Origin of the sequence: Blastococcus saxobsidens DD2, from assembly GCF_000284015.1 — a bacterium.
Taxonomy (GTDB): domain Bacteria; phylum Actinomycetota; class Actinomycetes; order Mycobacteriales; family Geodermatophilaceae; genus Blastococcus; species Blastococcus saxobsidens_A.
Map to the genome: position 1 here is coordinate 604,918 of NC_016943.1, position 16,472 is coordinate 621,389.

Annotated in this window: 16 protein-coding genes; 5 read left to right on the forward strand and 11 right to left on the reverse strand. The window is 73.8% G+C overall.

The features are described 5' to 3' along the window. The first annotated feature begins 345 nt into the window (after positions 1-345). Positions 346-1,971: a chaperonin GroEL gene (groL, locus tag BLASA_RS02825; protein WP_014374493.1), complete on the forward strand. Its 1,626-nt coding sequence runs from the start codon at positions 346-348 to the stop codon at positions 1,969-1,971. 185 nt (positions 1,972-2,156) lie between these two features. On the opposite strand, the gene BLASA_RS02830 is transcribed toward groL, so the two are convergent. Next, positions 2,157-2,519 (reverse strand): VOC family protein, encoded by a 363-nt coding sequence (locus tag BLASA_RS02830; RefSeq protein WP_014374494.1) that lies wholly within the window; start codon positions 2,517-2,519, stop codon positions 2,157-2,159. Between the two features lie 55 nt (positions 2,520-2,574). Between BLASA_RS02830 and BLASA_RS02835 the strand changes: the two genes are divergently transcribed. After that, positions 2,575-3,357, forward strand: a complete 783-nt coding sequence (locus BLASA_RS02835) for a DUF72 domain-containing protein (protein ID WP_014374495.1) — start codon at positions 2,575-2,577, stop codon at positions 3,355-3,357. A gap of 5 nt (positions 3,358-3,362) precedes the next feature. Here the strand turns inward: BLASA_RS02835 and BLASA_RS23250 are convergent, their stop codons facing one another. The 3 genes from BLASA_RS23250 to BLASA_RS02850 all read right to left on the reverse strand — a co-directional run bounded on the left by BLASA_RS23250 (position 3,363) and on the right by BLASA_RS02850 (position 5,918). Further along, the gene (locus BLASA_RS23250; RefSeq protein ID WP_014374496.1) at positions 3,363-4,004 is read right to left on the reverse strand and encodes a hypothetical protein; all 642 of its coding nucleotides are present in this window, start codon (positions 4,002-4,004) and stop codon (positions 3,363-3,365) included. Between the two features lie 100 nt (positions 4,005-4,104). Next, entirely contained in the window at positions 4,105-4,926 is an 822-nt protein-coding gene (locus BLASA_RS02845; protein WP_014374497.1) for an SDR family oxidoreductase, read from the reverse strand. Then, positions 4,923-5,918 (reverse strand): Gfo/Idh/MocA family protein, encoded by a 996-nt coding sequence (locus tag BLASA_RS02850; RefSeq protein WP_014374498.1) that lies wholly within the window; start codon positions 5,916-5,918, stop codon positions 4,923-4,925. The genes BLASA_RS02845 and BLASA_RS02850 overlap by 4 nt, the downstream gene beginning before the upstream one ends. Positions 5,919-5,956: 38 nt before the next feature. On the opposite strand from BLASA_RS02850, the gene BLASA_RS02855 reads away from it, so the two are divergent. After that, a complete protein-coding gene (locus BLASA_RS02855) occupies positions 5,957-6,232 on the forward strand; it encodes a DUF4031 domain-containing protein (RefSeq protein WP_014374499.1) in 276 nt (91 codons plus the stop codon). Here BLASA_RS02855 and BLASA_RS02860 read toward each other — a convergent pair. Then, positions 6,174-6,830: a metal-dependent phosphohydrolase gene (locus tag BLASA_RS02860; protein WP_014374500.1), complete on the reverse strand. Its 657-nt coding sequence runs from the start codon at positions 6,828-6,830 to the stop codon at positions 6,174-6,176. The genes BLASA_RS02855 and BLASA_RS02860 overlap by 59 nt on opposite strands. Further along, positions 6,827-8,092 carry an ArgE/DapE family deacylase gene (locus BLASA_RS02865; RefSeq protein ID WP_014374501.1) on the reverse strand — a complete coding sequence of 422 codons (1,266 nt, stop codon included), beginning with the start codon at positions 8,090-8,092 and terminating at the stop codon, positions 6,827-6,829. The genes BLASA_RS02860 and BLASA_RS02865 overlap by 4 nt, the downstream gene beginning before the upstream one ends. A gap of 62 nt (positions 8,093-8,154) precedes the next feature. Here BLASA_RS02865 and BLASA_RS02870 point away from each other — a divergent pair, with 62 nt between their 5' ends. Next, positions 8,155-8,865 carry a phospholipid scramblase-related protein gene (locus BLASA_RS02870; RefSeq protein ID WP_014374502.1) on the forward strand — a complete coding sequence of 237 codons (711 nt, stop codon included), beginning with the start codon at positions 8,155-8,157 and terminating at the stop codon, positions 8,863-8,865. Between the two features lie 334 nt (positions 8,866-9,199). Here BLASA_RS02870 and BLASA_RS02875 read toward each other — a convergent pair whose 3' ends face one another. Genes BLASA_RS02875 through BLASA_RS02885 form a run of 3 tightly spaced genes read right to left on the reverse strand, consistent with a single transcriptional unit; the run spans position 9,200 to position 11,638 of the window. Continuing rightward, positions 9,200-9,604: a type II toxin-antitoxin system VapC family toxin gene (locus tag BLASA_RS02875; protein WP_014374504.1), complete on the reverse strand. Its 405-nt coding sequence runs from the start codon at positions 9,602-9,604 to the stop codon at positions 9,200-9,202. After that, entirely contained in the window at positions 9,601-9,858 is a 258-nt protein-coding gene (locus BLASA_RS02880) for a type II toxin-antitoxin system Phd/YefM family antitoxin (protein ID WP_014374505.1), read from the reverse strand. The genes BLASA_RS02875 and BLASA_RS02880 overlap by 4 nt, the downstream gene beginning before the upstream one ends. A 22-nt stretch (positions 9,859-9,880) precedes the next feature. Continuing rightward, the gene (locus BLASA_RS02885; RefSeq protein WP_231839535.1) at positions 9,881-11,638 is read right to left on the reverse strand and encodes a DEAD/DEAH box helicase; all 1,758 of its coding nucleotides are present in this window, start codon (positions 11,636-11,638) and stop codon (positions 9,881-9,883) included. Positions 11,639-12,205: 567 nt separating this feature from the next. On the opposite strand from BLASA_RS02885, the gene BLASA_RS24785 reads away from it, so the two are divergent. After that, positions 12,206-12,343, forward strand: a complete 138-nt coding sequence (locus BLASA_RS24785) for a hypothetical protein (RefSeq protein WP_014374507.1) — start codon at positions 12,206-12,208, stop codon at positions 12,341-12,343. Positions 12,344-12,410: 67 nt separating this feature from the next. Here BLASA_RS24785 and BLASA_RS02895 read toward each other — a convergent pair whose 3' ends face one another. Together BLASA_RS02895 and BLASA_RS02900 are read right to left on the reverse strand one after the other, a co-directional pair. Next, positions 12,411-14,096, reverse strand: coding sequence for a DNA repair helicase XPB (locus BLASA_RS02895; RefSeq protein ID WP_014374508.1), 1,686 nt, complete (start codon positions 14,094-14,096; stop codon positions 12,411-12,413). Positions 14,097-14,160: 64 nt separating this feature from the next. Then, positions 14,161-16,422 (reverse strand): helicase C-terminal domain-containing protein, encoded by a 2,262-nt coding sequence (locus BLASA_RS02900; protein ID WP_014374509.1) that lies wholly within the window; start codon positions 16,420-16,422, stop codon positions 14,161-14,163. Positions 16,423-16,472 lie beyond the last annotated feature (50 nt).

Sequence of the window (16,472 nt, forward strand, 5' to 3'; positions counted from 1 at the left end):
AGGGGAACCGGGCCCCTTTGGTCAGCCAGGGTGCTGCCCGCGCCCTCCGGGCATAGGAGGCTTTGCCTATGCATCCGGGGCCGCATCCGTAGGCAAAGCCTCCTATGCCTGAGCGCCGGCCGGGCCGTGGATGCGCCGGGAGCGGGGCCTCGCTACCCCCACTTCTTGCACTCGCCGGGGTCGAGTGCCAAACTCGTTTCTGGCACTCGGGGCTCCTGAGTGCCAATCAGGTCGGAACGGTGAGGCACCGGTCCGTGGGCCGACGGAGCGCCCACGTCGCTGGTGTCGTCCGTCGCGGGCACCAACCCGGCCGTGCAGCGATCAATGCATGGAGGACATCACCACATGGCCAAGATGATCGCCTTCGAGGAAGAGGCGCGCCGCGGCCTCGAGCGGGGCATGAACACCCTCGCCGACGCCGTCAAGGTGACCCTCGGTCCCAAGGGCCGGAACGTCGTGCTGGAGAAGAAGTGGGGCGCCCCCACGATCACCAACGACGGCGTGAGCATCGCCAAGGAGATCGAGCTCGAGGACCCGTGGGAGAAGATCGGGGCCGAGCTGGTCAAGGAGGTCGCCAAGAAGACCGACGACGTCGCGGGTGACGGCACCACCACCGCCACCGTGCTCGCCCAGGCGCTCGTGCGCGAGGGCCTGCGCAACGTCGCCGCCGGTGCCAACCCGATGGCCCTGAAGAAGGGCATCGAGAAGGCCGTCGCCTCGGTCACCGAGTACCTCCTCGCCACGGCGAAGGACGTCGAGACCAAGGAGCAGATCGCCGCCACCGCGTCGATCTCCGCCGCCGACCCCGCCATCGGTGAGCTCATCGCCGAGGCGATGGACAAGGTGGGCAAGGAAGGCGTCATCACCGTCGAGGAGAGCAACACCTTCGGCCTCGAGCTCGAGCTCACCGAGGGCATGCGCTTCGACAAGGGTTACATCTCGCCCTACTTCGTCACCGACGCCGAGCGCATGGAGGCCGTCCTCGACGACCCGTACGTGCTCGTCGTCAACTCGAAGATCAGCTCGGTCAAGGACCTGCTCCCGCTGCTGGAGAAGGTCATGCAGTCGGGCAAGCCGCTGGCCATCATCGCCGAGGACGTCGAGGGCGAGGGCCTCGCGACCCTGGTCGTGAACAAGATCCGTGGCACCTTCAAGTCCGTCGCCGTCAAGGCCCCGGGCTTCGGTGACCGCCGCAAGGCCATGCTGGGCGACATCGCCATCCTCACCGGTGGCCAGGTCATCAGCGAGGAGGTCGGCCTCAAGCTCGACACCGCCGGCGTCGAGCTGCTCGGCCGCGCCCGCAAGGTCGTCGTCACCAAGGACGAGACGACGATCGTCGAGGGCGCCGGTGACGCCGACCAGATCCAGGGTCGGGTCAACCAGATCCGCAGCGAGATCGAGCGGTCGGACTCCGACTACGACCGCGAGAAGCTGCAGGAGCGCCTGGCCAAGCTGGCCGGTGGCGTCGCCGTCATCAAGGCCGGTGCCGCGACCGAGGTCGAGCTCAAGGAGCGCAAGCACCGCATCGAGGACGCGGTGCGCAACGCCAAGGCCGCCGTCGAGGAGGGCATCGTCGCCGGTGGTGGCGTCGCCCTGGCGCAGGCCACCACCGTCGCGTTCGACAAGCTCGAGCTCGAGGGTGACGAGGCCACCGGTGCCAACATCGTGCGCGTCGCGCTCGAGGCGCCGCTGAAGCAGATCGCGATCAACGCCGGCCTCGAGGGTGGCGTCGTCGCGGAGAAGGTCCGCAACTCCGAGACCGGCTGGGGCCTCAACGCCGCCACCGGCGAGTACGTGGACCTGGTCGCCGCCGGGATCATCGACCCCGCCAAGGTGACCCGCTCGGCGCTGCAGAACGCCGCCTCCATCGCGGCGCTCTTCCTCACCACCGAGGCCGTCATCGCGGACAAGCCGGAGAAGAACGCGCCGGCGATGCCGAACAGCGACGGCATGGGCGGCATGGACTTCTGAGTCCGGTCTCTCCGTAACACCAGCACTGCCCGGCAGGGGCGGTCCGCTTCCGAGCGGGCCGTCCCTGTCGGCGTTCCACGGGCCGGTGCCGCCGCCCGGCTCGGTCCGGCCGGGCGGACGTGCAGCCGCGCCACGGTCCGGCCGTACGTCGGGCGACGCGGCTCGACCCGGACCGGCGGCGCTCCTCACTCCGGCGCGAAGACGCAGAACTCGTTTCCCTCGGGGTCGGCCAGCACGTCCCAGTCGATGTCGTCGTCCTGTCCCCGCACGAGCGTGGCGCCGGCGGCCAGCAGCGCGTCCCGGTCGCCGTCGACGTCGAAGTGGAGGCGGTTCTTCGCCGTCTTCGGCTCGGGAACCGGGTTGATCCAGATGTCCGGCCCCGCGCCCGACGGGTCGATGATCAGCGCCGGCCAGTCGTCCTCGCGGGGCGTGCCGTCGTCGAGCGTGTCCTTGCGGGTGTAGCCGATGGCGGCGCACCACCAGTTCGCGAGGGCCTGGTGGTCACGGGCGTCGAGGCAGAGGTCCTTGAAGCGGGCCGGAGCAGTCACCCGACCAGCTCAGCACAGGAGGCGAGCCGGCCGCACCCGGGGAACGATCATCGGCGTGGCTGTGATCATCGGGACCTCGGGCTGGCAGTACCGCGACTGGCGCGGTGCCTTCTACCCGCCGAAGCTCGCGCAGCGGCTGTGGCTGGAGCACTACGTCCAGCACTTCGCGACCGTGGAGAGCAACAACGCCTTCTACCGGCTGCCCGAGCACGAGACGTTCGGAAAGTGGCGGGAGCGCACGCCGCCGGACTTCGGGTGGGCGGTCAAGGCCAGCCGCTTCCTCACCCACATCAAGCGGCTGCGTGAACCCGAGGAGCCGGTCGCGCGGCTGATGGGCCGGGTCGCGGGCCTGGAGCACAAGCTCGACACGATCCTGCTGCAGCTGCCGCCCACGCTGAAGGCCGACCCGGAGCTGCTCCGCGAGTGCCTCGCGCAGTTCCCCACCGGCACCCGGGTGGCCGTGGAGCCGCGGCACGAGTCGTGGTGGACCGACGAGGTCCGCGCGCTGCTGGAGCGCTACGGCGCCGCGCTGTGCTGGGCCGACCGCGACGAGCAGCCGGTGGCGCCGCTGTGGCGCACCACCGACTGGGGGTACCTGCGGCTCCACCACGGGTTCGAGGGCTGGGGGTACCGCCCGCAGACGCTGCAGCTGTGGGCCGACCGGATCGTGGCCGCCTACGGCGACGAGGACGTGCTCGTCTACTTCAACAACGACCCCGGCTGCAACGCCGTCATCGACGCGGTGGTGTTCGCCCAGGCGGTCCGCCGGGCCGGGGGCAACCCGACGCGCGTGCCCACGGCCGACCAGGCGACCGGGCTGGCCTGGGCGCCTGCTTGACGCGGTCAGTCGCCCCTGGACCCCTGGGCGGGGCGCTCGGCGTTCCTACGGGCCTGGTCGGCGGCCTCGGCGACGTCCTCCTGAGCCTGCTCGGCGGCCTGCTCGGCGGCCTTCCGGGTCTCCTGCGCGGCGTCGCGCGCGGCCTTGGCGGCCTCACGGGCCGCCTTCTCGGCCTCCTTGGCGGCGTCCCGCGCGGACTTCTCCGCGTCGTGAGCGTCCTGACGCGCCTTCGCCGCCTCCAGCGCCTCCTGGGCGTGCTCGTCGGCGTGCGCGATGGCGTTGTCCAGGCCGCGCGTGCCGGCGCCGTCGTCGGCGGTCGCGTCGTCCGTCGAGTCGCCGGTCGGGGCCTCGGTGCTGTCGGCGGAGGAGTCGTCGGTCCCCTCGACGTCCCCGGGGCCGTCCACGCCGGAGTCATCCGTCTCCGTCGCGTCGTCCGGGTCCGGGTCGCCGGAGTCGGGCAGCTCGAACGGGGACACGGTCTCCACGGCGTCGGCGACGACGTCCTGCACCGGTTCCGGCAGCACGCCGGCGGCACCGGCGCCGGTCACCCCGGCGGCCGCGATGCCCAGCCCGGTCGCCACCTGCGCCACGGTGCTCGCGCCGGCGATCTTGGCGGCGACAACGGCCAGGCTTTCGAGAAGTGCCATCGAGCGGTTTCCTCCGAACGTCGGCCGCCGGGTGCGGCTCCTTCGTCCGGTATCGGCACCTCCGGCAGGCGGCTGGAGTCGTCGGGAAGGAATCACCCGTTCAGATGGTCTCCAGGTGCTCGGCGACGGTGCGCGGCGGCCGGCCGAGCAGGGTGGTGAGCACCCGGGGGCTGCCGGCGAAGCCGTGCGCCCGGTACCAGTCGAACATCGCGGTGCGACAGCGGCCGGCGTAGGTGCCGTCGTCCATCGCCGCGACGTCGACGGCGGTCACCGGGCGCGCCGAGTGCCGGGACAGCAGCGCCGCGACGTCGGGTGCGGTGAGCGCCTCGGGGCCCGCGGCCTCGAAGGTCCCGCTGTCGAGCCCGTCCTCGGTGACCAGGACCGCGGCGGCCTCGGCGACGTCGCGCAGGTCGACGAACGACTGCGCCTGCTCGAGGCCCCACGGGCTGCGCAGCTCGCCGGTCTCCACGGCTCCGGGCAGCTGCCCGTCGAGGTTGTCGGCGTAGGCGCAGGGCTGCAGCACCCGCCACCGCGCGGCCGTGCCGGCGACCGCGCCGTCGAGGGCCTCCTCGACGCGGTCCTTGGCCGCGTGGTGCGGCATCGCCCGGGTCTGGGGGCGGAGCACCGAGTGGTAGACCAGGCGCGGCACCCCGGCGTGTGCGGCTGCCGCCAGGACGGCGGGCGCGCCGGTCGCCTCCGCCGGGTCGAAGTTCGGCCAGATCAGGTACAGGGCCTCGGCGCCGGTCAGCGCGGCGGTGAGGTCGCCGGTGAGGTCGCCGACGACCACTTCGGCGCCCAGCGCATCGAGTGCCGGCCGCGGGCGCCGGGACGGGACCACCGCGCGAACCCGTTTACCGCGGGCCATCAGCGCCCGGACGACGGCGGTGCCGGTGACCCCGCCGGCTGCGGTCACGGCGATCACGGGGCCTCCACGGCCTCGGCGTGCCGCACCCCGAGCTGCTCGGCGGCCTGGCCGAGCACCTCCTGCACCGCGAGGGTGTCGGCCAGCGGCATGACGGCGCTCTCGGTGCGGCCGGCCCGCAGGCACTCGGTGACCTCGATCAGCTCGTGCGCGTACCCGGCGCCGGTCTGCCGGCGGGCGATCGTCTCGGGCTCTGCGCCGGTCCGGTGCAGCACGATCGTGTCGGGGTGGTGGAAGCGGGGGACGACGTCGATCCAGCCCGTCGTCCCCACGACGCGCGCCGTCCCGGGTAGGGCGTACTTCAGCGAGGTGGTGAGCGCGGCGTTGCGGCCGTCGTCCCAGCCGAGCAGGATCGCCGCCTCGGCGTCGGCGCCGGAGGGGAAGAGCGAGCCCGTGGCCACGACGCGGTCGGGAGTGCCCAGCAGCATCTGGGCGAAGGAGACCACGTACACCCCCAGGTCCAGCAGCGCGCCGCCGCCGAGCGCGAGGGCGAACAGCCGGTCGACCGGGTCGTACTCGCGGGCGACGCCGAGGTCGGCCTGCACCGACCGCACCTCGCCGATGGCGCCGTCGGCCACCAGCTCGTTCAGCGCGACGACGGCCGGCTGGAACCGGGTCCACATCGCCTCCATGACGAAGACGCCGGCCTGCCGTGCGGTGTCGACCACCTCCACGGCGCCGGCGGTGGTGGCGGTGAACGCCTTCTCCACCAGCAGCGCCTTGCCCGCCCGCAGGGCGGCCAGCGCGATCGCGTGGTGCTGCGGGTGCGGGGTCGCGACGTAGAGGACGTCGACGTCGGGGTCGGCGATGATCTCGGCGTAGGAGCCGTAGGCCCGCTCCAGTCCGTGGCGGGCGGCGAAGGCGTCGGCCCGCTGCTGCGAGCGGGATGCGACGGCCACCGCGCGTGCATCGGGGACGACGGCGAAGTCCTCGACCACCTTCTCCGCGATGCGGCCCGGCCCGACGACACCCCAGCGGATCTCCCTGTTCACCCGGCAGACGCTAGTCGGGGCGAGGCAGACTGCTCGCCGTGGCCGTGCTCATCGACTCCCCGGTGTGGCCGTGGCGCGGCCGCCGCTGGTCGCACCTGGTGAGCGACGTCAGCTACGACGAGCTGCACGCCTTCGTCGCGGCCGAGCTGGGCATCCCGCGCCGGGCGTTCCAGGGCGACCACTACGACATCCCGGAGGACCTCTACGCCGTCGCCGTCGCCGCCGGGGCGGAGCCGGTCGAGTGCCGGGAGCTGCTCAGCCGGCTGCTGGCGGCAGGGCTCCGTCAGCGGAAGCGCGCGACCGCAGCAGGGTGAGCTCGGCGGCCAGGTTGGCGCGCGCCAGGGGCTCCCACTCCCTGGCAGCGGGCAGCCGGTAGAGCCGGGGGAGAGCGAGCAGCCGTTCCAGGACGGCGATCCGGCCGGCGGTGAAGACCTCGTCGGAGAGGTGGCCGTACTCGGCGCGGACCGCCGACGCGTAGCCGGCGTAGGCCTGCGGCGGGCTGGCCAGCACGGCCAGGTCGGCGTCGCACAGCGCCGCGCCGTTGGCGTCGCCGGGCTCGGGATCGTGCCCGGCGGTGAGCAGCACCAGCCGGACGACCTCGTCGACCCGCTCGTCGGGCGCCAGCCCGCGCAGCCCGGCCCGCGCGCGGGCGGCACTGATCTCCTCGTTGTCCGGACGCCGGGGGTCGTACACCACGTCGTGGTACCAGGCGGCCAGCGCGACCGCGGCGGGGTCGGGGACGTCGGTGCTCAGCCGGTCGAGCAACCCCAGGACGGCCGCCAGGTGCGCGAGGTCGTGGTACCGGCGGTGCGGCTCGCTCCACGCGGCGAGGACGGCGGCCCACTCGGTGCGCGAGGTGGGGGAGTCGTCGGCCAGCGCCGCCCAGGCGTCGAACCCGACGGGGCCGCTCACCGCACCCCGCAGGTGCGCAGCGCCAGCAGCGCGAAGGCGCGGGCGGCGGTGACCAGCTCGGTGATGGGCACCTGCTCCAGCGGGCCGTGCGCCAGGTGCAGGTCGCCGGGGCCGTAGTGCAGGGTGGGGATGCCGGCGGCGGCGTACTGGCGCAGGTCGCTGCCCGCGGCGACCGCACCCTCCCCCGGGTGCGGACCGCCGGCGTCGGTGACGGCCGCACGGACGTCGTCCAGCAACCGGTGCCCCGCCGGGAGCTGGCCGCTGGCGAACGCCCCGCCGGTCCAGGTCAGCCGCACCGGGTGCTCGGCCAGCCACGGGTGGCCGGCGGAGATCTCGGCCAGCCGGCGTTCGAGCGCCGCCTTCGCCGTCCCCACCGGCTCGCCCACGCGGACGCCATACCGGCCCTCGGCGACCAGCCGGTCCGGTACGGAGCTCGCCCAGTCGCCGGCCTGCACCCGGCCGATCGAGATGCCGTAGGGGAAGCGCGCGTCGCCGAACCGCGGGTCGGCGTCGCGCTGCCGTTCGGCCTCGTACGCGATCAGCCCGGCGTGCACGTGCGCGAACAGCTCGACCGCGCTGACGCCCCGGTCGCGCATGGCGGCGTGTGCGGCATGCCCGGTGATCTCCAGCCGGAAGGTCAGCGCCCCGGCGTTGGCGGTGACGACGGCCTGCGCCGTGGGCTCGGGGATGACGCAGCGGTCGCCGGTGTGGCCGCGGCGCAGGGTGGCCCATGCGCCGAGCCCGCCGTCCTCCTCGCCGATCACGCCGTGCAGCGCGAGCGGCCGGACCAGGCGCACCCCCGCCGCCCGCAGGGCGTGCACGGCGGCCAGCGAGGCGACGACGCCGGCCTTCATGTCGCAGGCGCCGCGGCCGTGCACCGCGCCGTCGGCGATCCGGGGCACGAACGGGTCGCCGGCCCAGCGGGCGGGGTCGCCGGGCGGGACGACGTCGGTGTGCCCGGACAGGACCAGCGCGGGCCTGCCCGCACCGCCCACCGTGCCGACGACGCCCCACGCCTCGGTGCGCAGGACCTCCTGGCCCGGGGCGTCGGGAGCCGCGGACGCCTCGGCGAGCTCGATCGGCCAGCGATCGACCGTGCAGCCCAGCTCCTCCAGCCAGTCGCCGAGCAGCTGCTGCACCTCGCTCTCGGCGGGCGTGCCACCGACCGACGGGACGGCGATCAGCGCGCACAGCCGCTCGACCGCCCACCGCTCGTCGACAGCGGAGAGCACGCGCGCCTCGACGGCGGTCAGCTCGGCCACGCTCGGAGTCTGGCACGCGTCGCCGACGGTCCCGGGCGGTGCCGGCAACTAACTTGGCGGCCGTGAGCCAAGCCCCGCCGCCGCCCGGCTGGTACCCCGACCCCGCCGGCAGCCCGGGCACCCGCTGGTGGGACGGCCAGAGCTGGACCGGGCACGTCCAGCAGGCGCCGGCCGGCCCGTCGCTCTACGACCAGCCGGTGCTCCTGGTGAACCAGAAGACCAAGCTGGTCGAGCTCACCAACGAGTACGCCGTTCTCGACGGCGAGGGTCGGCAGATCGGCGCCGTCGTCCAGGTGGGCCAGAGCGGCGTGCAGAAGGCGGTCCGGCTGCTGTCGAGCCTGGACCAGTTCCTCACCCACCGGCTGGAGGTGCGCGACGCCCGGGGGCCCGTGCTGGTGCTCACCCGGCCGGCGAAGCTGGTGAAGTCACGGGTGGTGGTGGAGCGGCCCGACGGGCAGCCGATCGGCGAGATCGTGCAGGCCGGCGTGTTCGGCAGGATCCGGTTCGACCTGGTCGCCGGCGGTCAGCTGGTGGGGGCGATCCAGGCGGAGAACTGGCGGGCCTGGGACTTCGCGATCACCGACGCGGCCGGCACCGAGGTCGCCCGGATCACGAAGAAGTGGGAGGGCCTGGCGAGAACGATGTTCACCACGGCCGACCGGTACGTCGTCCTGGTGCACTACCGGCTGCCCGAGCCGCTGGCCAGCATGGTGATCGCCTCGGCGCTGACCGTGGACACCGCTCTCAAGCAGGACGAGCGCGGCTTCAACTAGATCGCGATCCTCCGGACCGCACCGCGGCCAGGTGCCGCCCCGGCGCGCGTGGAGCCGCTTCGTCGCGCCTGCGCGGAATCCTCCGTGCCCCCACTCGGCACGACACGATCCGCCCTGCGCGGGTAGCCTCGACTGTGTCCGGGCCGGGTGCCACGTGCCCCCGGGTGCCATTTGGTTACGCCTTCACGGACTACCGCCCCGACTTCGGTCGGGGGCCTGGAGCCGTGTTGTGCATCTCGCCGCGAGGCGGCCGTCATCCGGTCCGGACCTCAGCTGCCGATCGGCCCCATCTCCGGGTGAGGCCGATCGTTGCAAGGGGGAACAGGGCTTTTCCTCAGACGCGGATGACCTGGAGACCCGGCACGCCGTCGTAGTCGGCGTCCTGCGTGACGACGGGTAGGTCCAGCGCGAGTGCCGTGGCGGCGATCCACGAATCGTTGAGCGGCATCCGCCGGCCGGTGTCGCGCAGAGTCAGGCGCAGGCCGGCCCAAGCGGCTGCGACGGACCGGTCGATCGGCAACGGCTCCAGGTCGTCCGCGAGTGTCAGCGTCTCGAGCCGCCGGGCGCGGGTCGCGCCATCAGGGGCCGCAAGCACGCCGAGCCGTAGCTCCGCGATCGTGACGACCGAGACAGCGATCCGCTCAGGCGGATGTCCGGACAGCGGGCGTTGCTGCTCGACGGCGCTGAACAGAGACGTGTCCGCGAGACCGAGAGCCGCTCGGTCCGCATCGATCGTCATCGGACGGGCACGTCGTCGGTGGTGTCGGGAAGGAGGGCGGCCAGATCGTCGGCCAGCGCAGCGTCTGCCAGCCCTCCGGAGATGTGCCGCACGAAGTGATCCCACGCCATGCTGGGCTGGCGGCTGGGCAACGGGACCAGCTCGGCGACGGGGCGACCGCTGACCGTGACCCGCAGACGCTCTCCTGCCTGGACCCGGCGCAGCACGCCGCTGACGTCGTTACGAAGCTCGCGAGCGGGAACGTCCGTACTCACGAGCATGAGCGTAGCAGGGTTGCTACAGCATGGTACGGAGGCGCTCGCGGCGGGCGCGCAGCACGTCGACCGACGCCGATGCCGAGGGCGGGCCCGGCACCGACTGGCGCAGCTGGGTGTGCACCACGGCCTGCGGCTGGGACGTGCGCGCGGCCACCCGGTTGACCAGGCGGTTGACCTCCCGGCGCAGCTCCGCGGCGTCGCGCCACGAGCGGCCGGTGTCGTCCTCGTCGGGGTGGTCCTCGACGAGCATGAACTCCTCGTCGTCGGAGTGCTGGCGGGAGGCGATGCGGACCCGCAGCTCCTCGTCCCGCTTGGCCAGCAGCGACGCCGTCTGCTCGGGGGTGAGCAGGCCGGGGATGCCGAGGAAGTCCTCCTCCTCGGGGGCCACCAGCGCGGGGCGGCCCTCGCCGGTGTGCGCCGTCCCGCCGTGGAGGACGTGCGCGAAGCGGGCGTCGGCCTCCAGGGCCTCCCACTGCTTCATGCCGTCCGGGTCCTTCTCCTTGGGCGGCAGCGGCTCGAGGTCGAGCTCGTCGCCCTGCACCGTCTTCGGCGGCGGCATGACGTGGTTGCGCTGCTCCTCCATGGAGGCGGCCAGCGACAGCAGCGGGCGGACGGCGGGGAGGAACACCGTCGCCGACTCGTGCGACGCCCGGGAGCGGACCACGCGGCCGACGGCCTGGGCGAAGAACAGCGGCGTCCGGTAGGAGGTCATCCACGCCAGGACGGCGGCCCGTGGGACGTCGACGCCCTCGGAGATCATGCGCACGCAGACGGCGATCCGCGCCGACCCGGTGGCGAAGCGCTCGATCTTCTTCGACGCCTTCGGGTCGTCGGAGAGGATGAGCTCGGCGGCCTTGCCGGTCACCCGGCGGACGATCTTGGCGTAGGCGCGCGCGTCGTCCTGGTCGCTGGCGAGGATCAGGCCCGCGGCGTCGGGCATGCCGCCCTCCTCGCGCAGGTGGGTGATCCGGTCGTCCATCGCGGCGATGACGTGCGGCACCCACTGGCCCTTGGGGTCCAGCGCGGTGCGCCAGGCCTGCATCTCGACCGACTTGGTGCCGGCCTCGCTCAGGGACGCGGCGACGACCTCGCCGGCGGAGTTCCGCCAGCGCGACGTCCCGGTGTAGGCGGCGAAGACGACGGGGCGGACGACGCTGTCGGCCAGCGCCTCCTTGTAGCCGTAGGTGTAGTCGGCCCGGCTGATCAGCCCGATGCCACCGGAGCCGTCGTCGCCCTCGAAGCTGTCCTCCTCGTAGCGGACGAAGGGGATGCGCTCGTCGGGCTTGGTGCGGAACGGCGTCCCGGTGAGGCAGAGCCGGCGCGCGGCCATGCTGTACGCCTCCTCGACCGCCTCACCCCAGGACAGGCCGTCACCGGCGTGGTGCACCTCGTCGAGGATCACCAGCGACTTGACGGCGGTGGACCGGGCCGCGTGCAGCATCGGTTTGCCCGCCACCTGCGCGTAGGTGGTCACGTAGCCCTGGGTACCGGCGCGGACCGGGCCGACGGCGTTGGTCAGGTTCGGGTCGAGGACGATGCCCATGGCATCGGCGGCCTCGGCCCACTGCAACCGCAGGTGGTCGGTCGGGCAGACGACGACGACCCGGGCGACCTCGCGCCGCGAGAGCAGCCGCGCGGCGAGCGTCAGGGCGAAGGTCGTCTTGCCGGCGCCCGGCGTAGCGGTGACCAGGAAATCCTTGGGGGAGCTCTCCTCGTACTGGCTGAGCGCGGTCTGCTGCCACGCCCGGAGCGGTCGGCTGGTCGTCTGCGGGCTCAAGGCCTCCGCACGTGCTGCGCTCCCCATGTCGGGACCATCTTCACCGGCGGGAGGCCAACACGCCCAACCGGATGCCTCCCGCGCGCGCCGCCGCCCACGACGTATGGGGACAGCGCGTGAGCCGCTGACCTGCGCTGATGCGTGTCAACAGGGCCGACCTGTGGGGATCCTCATGCTCGTGAGGGACCGGAACGTCACGTCCCGCCGGTCACGGGCATCCCAACCGCCTCCTGTGATCGCCCTGGAGTGATGACGTTCCCCGGGCGAGTCGGCCTCTGCCCAGTGGAGTTGGGCAGAGACGGACTGTCGGCGGAGCAGCAGCACAGGGCTGCCCGGCGCGGCTTCGGCGCCGCCGCAGGATGCGGTCGGTGATCGGCGCGGAGCCCGGAACCCCCGCTGGCAGACTGCGCCGGTGGTTCCCGTGTCGCTGCGCTGGTCGACCTCGCCGCCGGTCGAGGACGGCCTGCGATCCGCCCTCGTCGCCTGTTGGCGGGATGTCGCCAACGCCGGGGGAGCGGGCGGGTTCGCCCGTCGGCTGACTCCCTCCGGCTCGAGGTGCGCGGCGGGATGGGCCTGGAGGCGTTCTACGAGCGGTTCGGCTGGGCGGTGACCGGCTGCTGGCCCGGCGCGCTGCAGATCACCCCGGACGACCGGCGCGACGAGGTGCTGATGGGGCTCGACCTCGCGCGCCGGCTCCAGGCCTGACGAGGTGCGTCGACTCCTCGGACCCACATGATCGGAACGGGGCGTCGGCGCACACGCTCGGCAGTTCTCAGTCGGCGGGCTCGTCCACCCAGTCGGGGCCGTTGACCTCACCGGGGCCGGCCAGGTCGGCGGCGTCGACGATCGTGTAGGCGTAGCCCTGCTCGGCGAGGAACCGCTGCCGGTGGGCGGCGTACTCGCTGTCGAGGGTGTCCCGGCTGACCACCGTGTAGAAGTGCGCCTGCCGCCCGTCGGCCTTGGGCCGCAGCACCCGGCCGAGCCGCTGCGCCTCCTCCTGCCGCGAGCCGAACGTCCCCGACACCTGTACGGCGACCGCGGCCTCGGGCAGGTCGATGGAGAAGTTCGCGACCTTGGAGACGACGAGGGTCTTGATCTCCCCGACTCGGAATGCCTGGAAGAGGCGCTCGCGCTCCTTGTTCGTCGTCGAGCCCTGGATCACCGGGGCGTCCAGCGCGGTGCCGAGCTCCTCGAGCTGGTCCAGGTAGGCGCCGATGACGAGCTTCTGCTCCTCGGGGTGCCGCTCCAGCACCCGGCGGATCACCGGCAGCTTCGACTGCGCGGTCGCCGCGATCCGGTACCGCTCCTCGGGCTCGGCGACGGCGTAGGTCATCCGCTCCTCGTCGTCGAGGGAGACCCGCACCTCCACGCACTCGGCCGGTGCGATGTAGCCCTGCGACTCGATGTCCTTCCACGGCGCGTCGTACCGCTTCGGGCCGATGAGGGAGAAGACGTCGTCCTCCCGCCCGTCCTCGCGGACCAGGGTGGCGGTGAGGCCCAGCCGGCGGCGGGACTGCAGGTCGGCCGTCAGCCGGAAGATCGGTGCGGGCAGCAGGTGCACCTCGTCGTAGACGATCAGGCCCCAGTCCTGGGCGTCGAAGAGGTCCAGGTGCCGGTACTCGCCCTTCCGGCGGGTGGTGATCACCTGGTAGGTCGCGATGGTGACCGGGCGGATCTCCTTGCGCTCCCCGGAGTACTCGCCGATCTCCTCCTCGGTCAGCGATGTGCGGGCGATCAGCTCGCGCTTCCACTGCCGGCCGGAGACGGTGTTGGTCACCAGGATGAGCGTCGTGGCCTTCGCCTCGGCCATCGCCGCCGCGCCGACCAGCGTCTTCCCGGCTCCGCACGGCAGGACGACGACGCCGGATCCGCCGGCCCAGAAGCCGTCGACGGCCTCCTGCTGGTAGTCGCGCAGGTGCCAGCCGCTCTGGTCGAGCTCGATCGGGTGCGCGGCGCCGTCGACGTAGCCGGCGAGGTCCTCGGCCGGCCAGCCGATCTTCAGCAGCGCCTGCTTCAGCCGGCCGCGCTCCGCGGCGTGCACGGCGATGCTGTCGGCGTCGATCCGCGCACCGAGCATCGGGGCCACGCGCTTGGAGCGGATGACCTCCTCCAGCACCGCGCGGTCGGTGGTGGTGAGCACCAGCCCGTGCACCGGGTGGTTCGCCAGCGTCAGCCGGCCGAACCGGTCCATCGTGTCGGCGACGTCGACCAGCAGCGCGTGCGGGACCGGGTAGCGCGAGTACCGCACCAGCGCGTCGACGACCTGCTCGGCGTCGTGGCCGGCGGCCCGGGCGTTCCACAGCGCGAGCGGCGTCACCCGGTAGGTGTGCACGTGCTCCGGTGAGCGCTCCAGCTCGGCGAACGGGGCGATCGCCGCCCGGCAGTCACGGGACAGCGGGTGGTCGACCTCGAGCAGCAGGGTCTTGTCCGACTGGACGATGAGCGGACCGTCGTTCAACGCAGGCCTTCCTGGCAGGGGCTGGGGATCGTGCGTACCGGCGCGGCCGGCGGGCTCGTCGGGGTCAACCGCCGGAGCCCTCGGGAGCTTCCCCCTCGACCAGGGCCACCGAGGTGATCCGGTGCACGGCGAAGGTGCGGTTCTCCCCGCGCCGCTCGTCGTAGCCGGAGAGGAAGCCACCGGCCAGCGACACCGGCTGCACCACGCGCTGGCTGCCGCTGCCCTGGGCGTCGACGTACCCGAGCCACACCGGTACGCCCTCGCGCACGGCCCGGGACAGCAGCTCCAGCGTCGAGGCCGTCGTCACCCCGGGCACCTGGCGCACCGCCTCGCCGCGGCGGGCGGCCAGCGCGGCGTCGCCGGCCCGGATCTCGCGCACCGTGGCGGCCAGGTCCTCCGCGTTCAACGCCCGCGGTGCCGGGTGCGACTCGCTCCCCGTCCGGCGGCCGGTGGCGCGCGGGCGGGCCGGCGGCCGGGTGAGGACGGTGCCCCCGGGGTGCTCCCCGGCCGGCGCGTAGCCGGCCTCGCGGAGCACGGTGAGCACCTCGTCGGCACCCAGGGCGCTGACCAGCACGCCCGGCGCCAGCCGGCGCAGCTCGGCCGATGCGGTCCGCCGGTCGCCCTGCACCTGGGACAGCAACCCGTGGTCGTCCGAGCGGACGTAGGACTCGATCGCCCCGACCCGCAGCCGGCCGTGCTGGCGGGCGACGTCGTCGACCAGGTAGTCCAGCGCCTGCGGCACCGGGGTGCGCGACGCCTTGGCGAAGAAGTCGTGCAGGTCGGTCGCCGACCACCCGGCGTCCAGCGCGCGGCGCACGCTGCCCTCCGACACCCGGAACACCGTCGCCCCGCCGGAGGACTCGACGTCGGCGACGACGGCGAGGGTGTCGGCCAGCTCGGCGACCAGCGGCCCGGGCGCGATCAGCGAGAGGTCCGGCTGCGCGAGCACGTGGTCCACCGGCTCGGGCATCAGCCCGCGCATCCGCATCGCCGCGCCGTCCGCACCGCCGCTCAGCAGCCCGCGGCCGGCGGTCGAGAGCACCCCCGACACCAGGACGCCCAGCCGCGCCGCCTCCGCCAGCATGTCCGGCACCGGGGCGAGCCGGTCGGCCCGTCGCGGGGTGCGCCAGCGCAGCAGCGCGGTGAGGTCGTCGGGTGCCAGGCCCGAGCCGGCCGGCTGCTCGGCCAGCACGCGCAGCGCCGAGCGCCGGATCGCCGGTGCGGTGTGCCGCACCAGATCGGGGGCGAGCGCGTTGGCCGCCTTGCCCGCGAGGTCGCGCACCCCGACCAGCGAGGGCAGCCGTACGCCGTCCAGCCAGCCGGCGGCCAGCGCCGCCCACCGGTCGGCGAGGTCCTGCTCCCGCCAGACGTCGTAGGCGCGGGTGGGCAGCCACTCGTCGCGGTGCGGGCCGCCCACGTCCAGCAGCCCGGCGGCGAAGGCCAGCTCCAGCAACCACGCGAGGTCGGGCTCGGTCACGTGCAGCGACCGGGCCAGCCGCCTCTGGTCGCGCACGCCGACCCCACCGCTGCGCAGCAGCCCGGCCGGCTCCTCCTCCAGCAACGTCAGCAGCTCCCCGATCCGGCCGACGCTCTCCAGCGCGGCGCCGGCGGACTGCCGGTCGGTCACCTGCGGGTCGCGGGTGACCACGGCAGGTTCGGGACGGCGCCGCGGTGGGCCGTAGGGGGAGTCGCCGCGGAGCAGCAGACCGATCTCGCGGGGGAGTTCGACGTTGAGGGCGTCGATGCGCGCGAGCAGGCCGCGCTGCAGGAGGCGCCGGGCCGGCGTCGATCCACCGCTCGGGCTGTCCGGGAGGTGGCCGACGGGACGGTCCCCGGCCAGTTTCTCCAGGACGGCGCGTTCCTCCGGGGCGAGCTCGGCGACGGCGGCCGGCAGGTCGGCGGGCAGCTGGACGCGCAGGTCGGTGGCGCGCCGGCCCAGGCCCGCCGGGTGGCGGACGGCGCGGCGCACCGGGTCGGGGGCGTGCAGGACGTCGTCGCCCCAGAGCAGCGCCCGGGTGGTGAGCGCCTCCAGCGCGCCTTCGAGCACGTCGTCGGGCACCTCGGGCAGCGCCGCGATCAGCTCGTCGGGGGCCAGGCCGTCGGTCGGCGCCAGCAGGACCACGTCGAGCACCTGCAGGGTGGCGGCGTCGAGCTCGTCCAGCGCCCGGTCGACCGACACCGGTACCGCCAGCCGGCTGGCCAGCGCGACGACGTCGGAGGGCGCGGGGCGGGCGACGTCGGGCCGGGCCGCCAGCAAGGCGCCCAGCTGCTCGTCGCTGCGCGTGCGCAGCCAGGCGGCGAGCGTCGCAGGAGCATCCGTGGACATCCGGTCCACGCTACGTCGCGGTACCCGCCGACGCTGCTGCCAGCATGGGC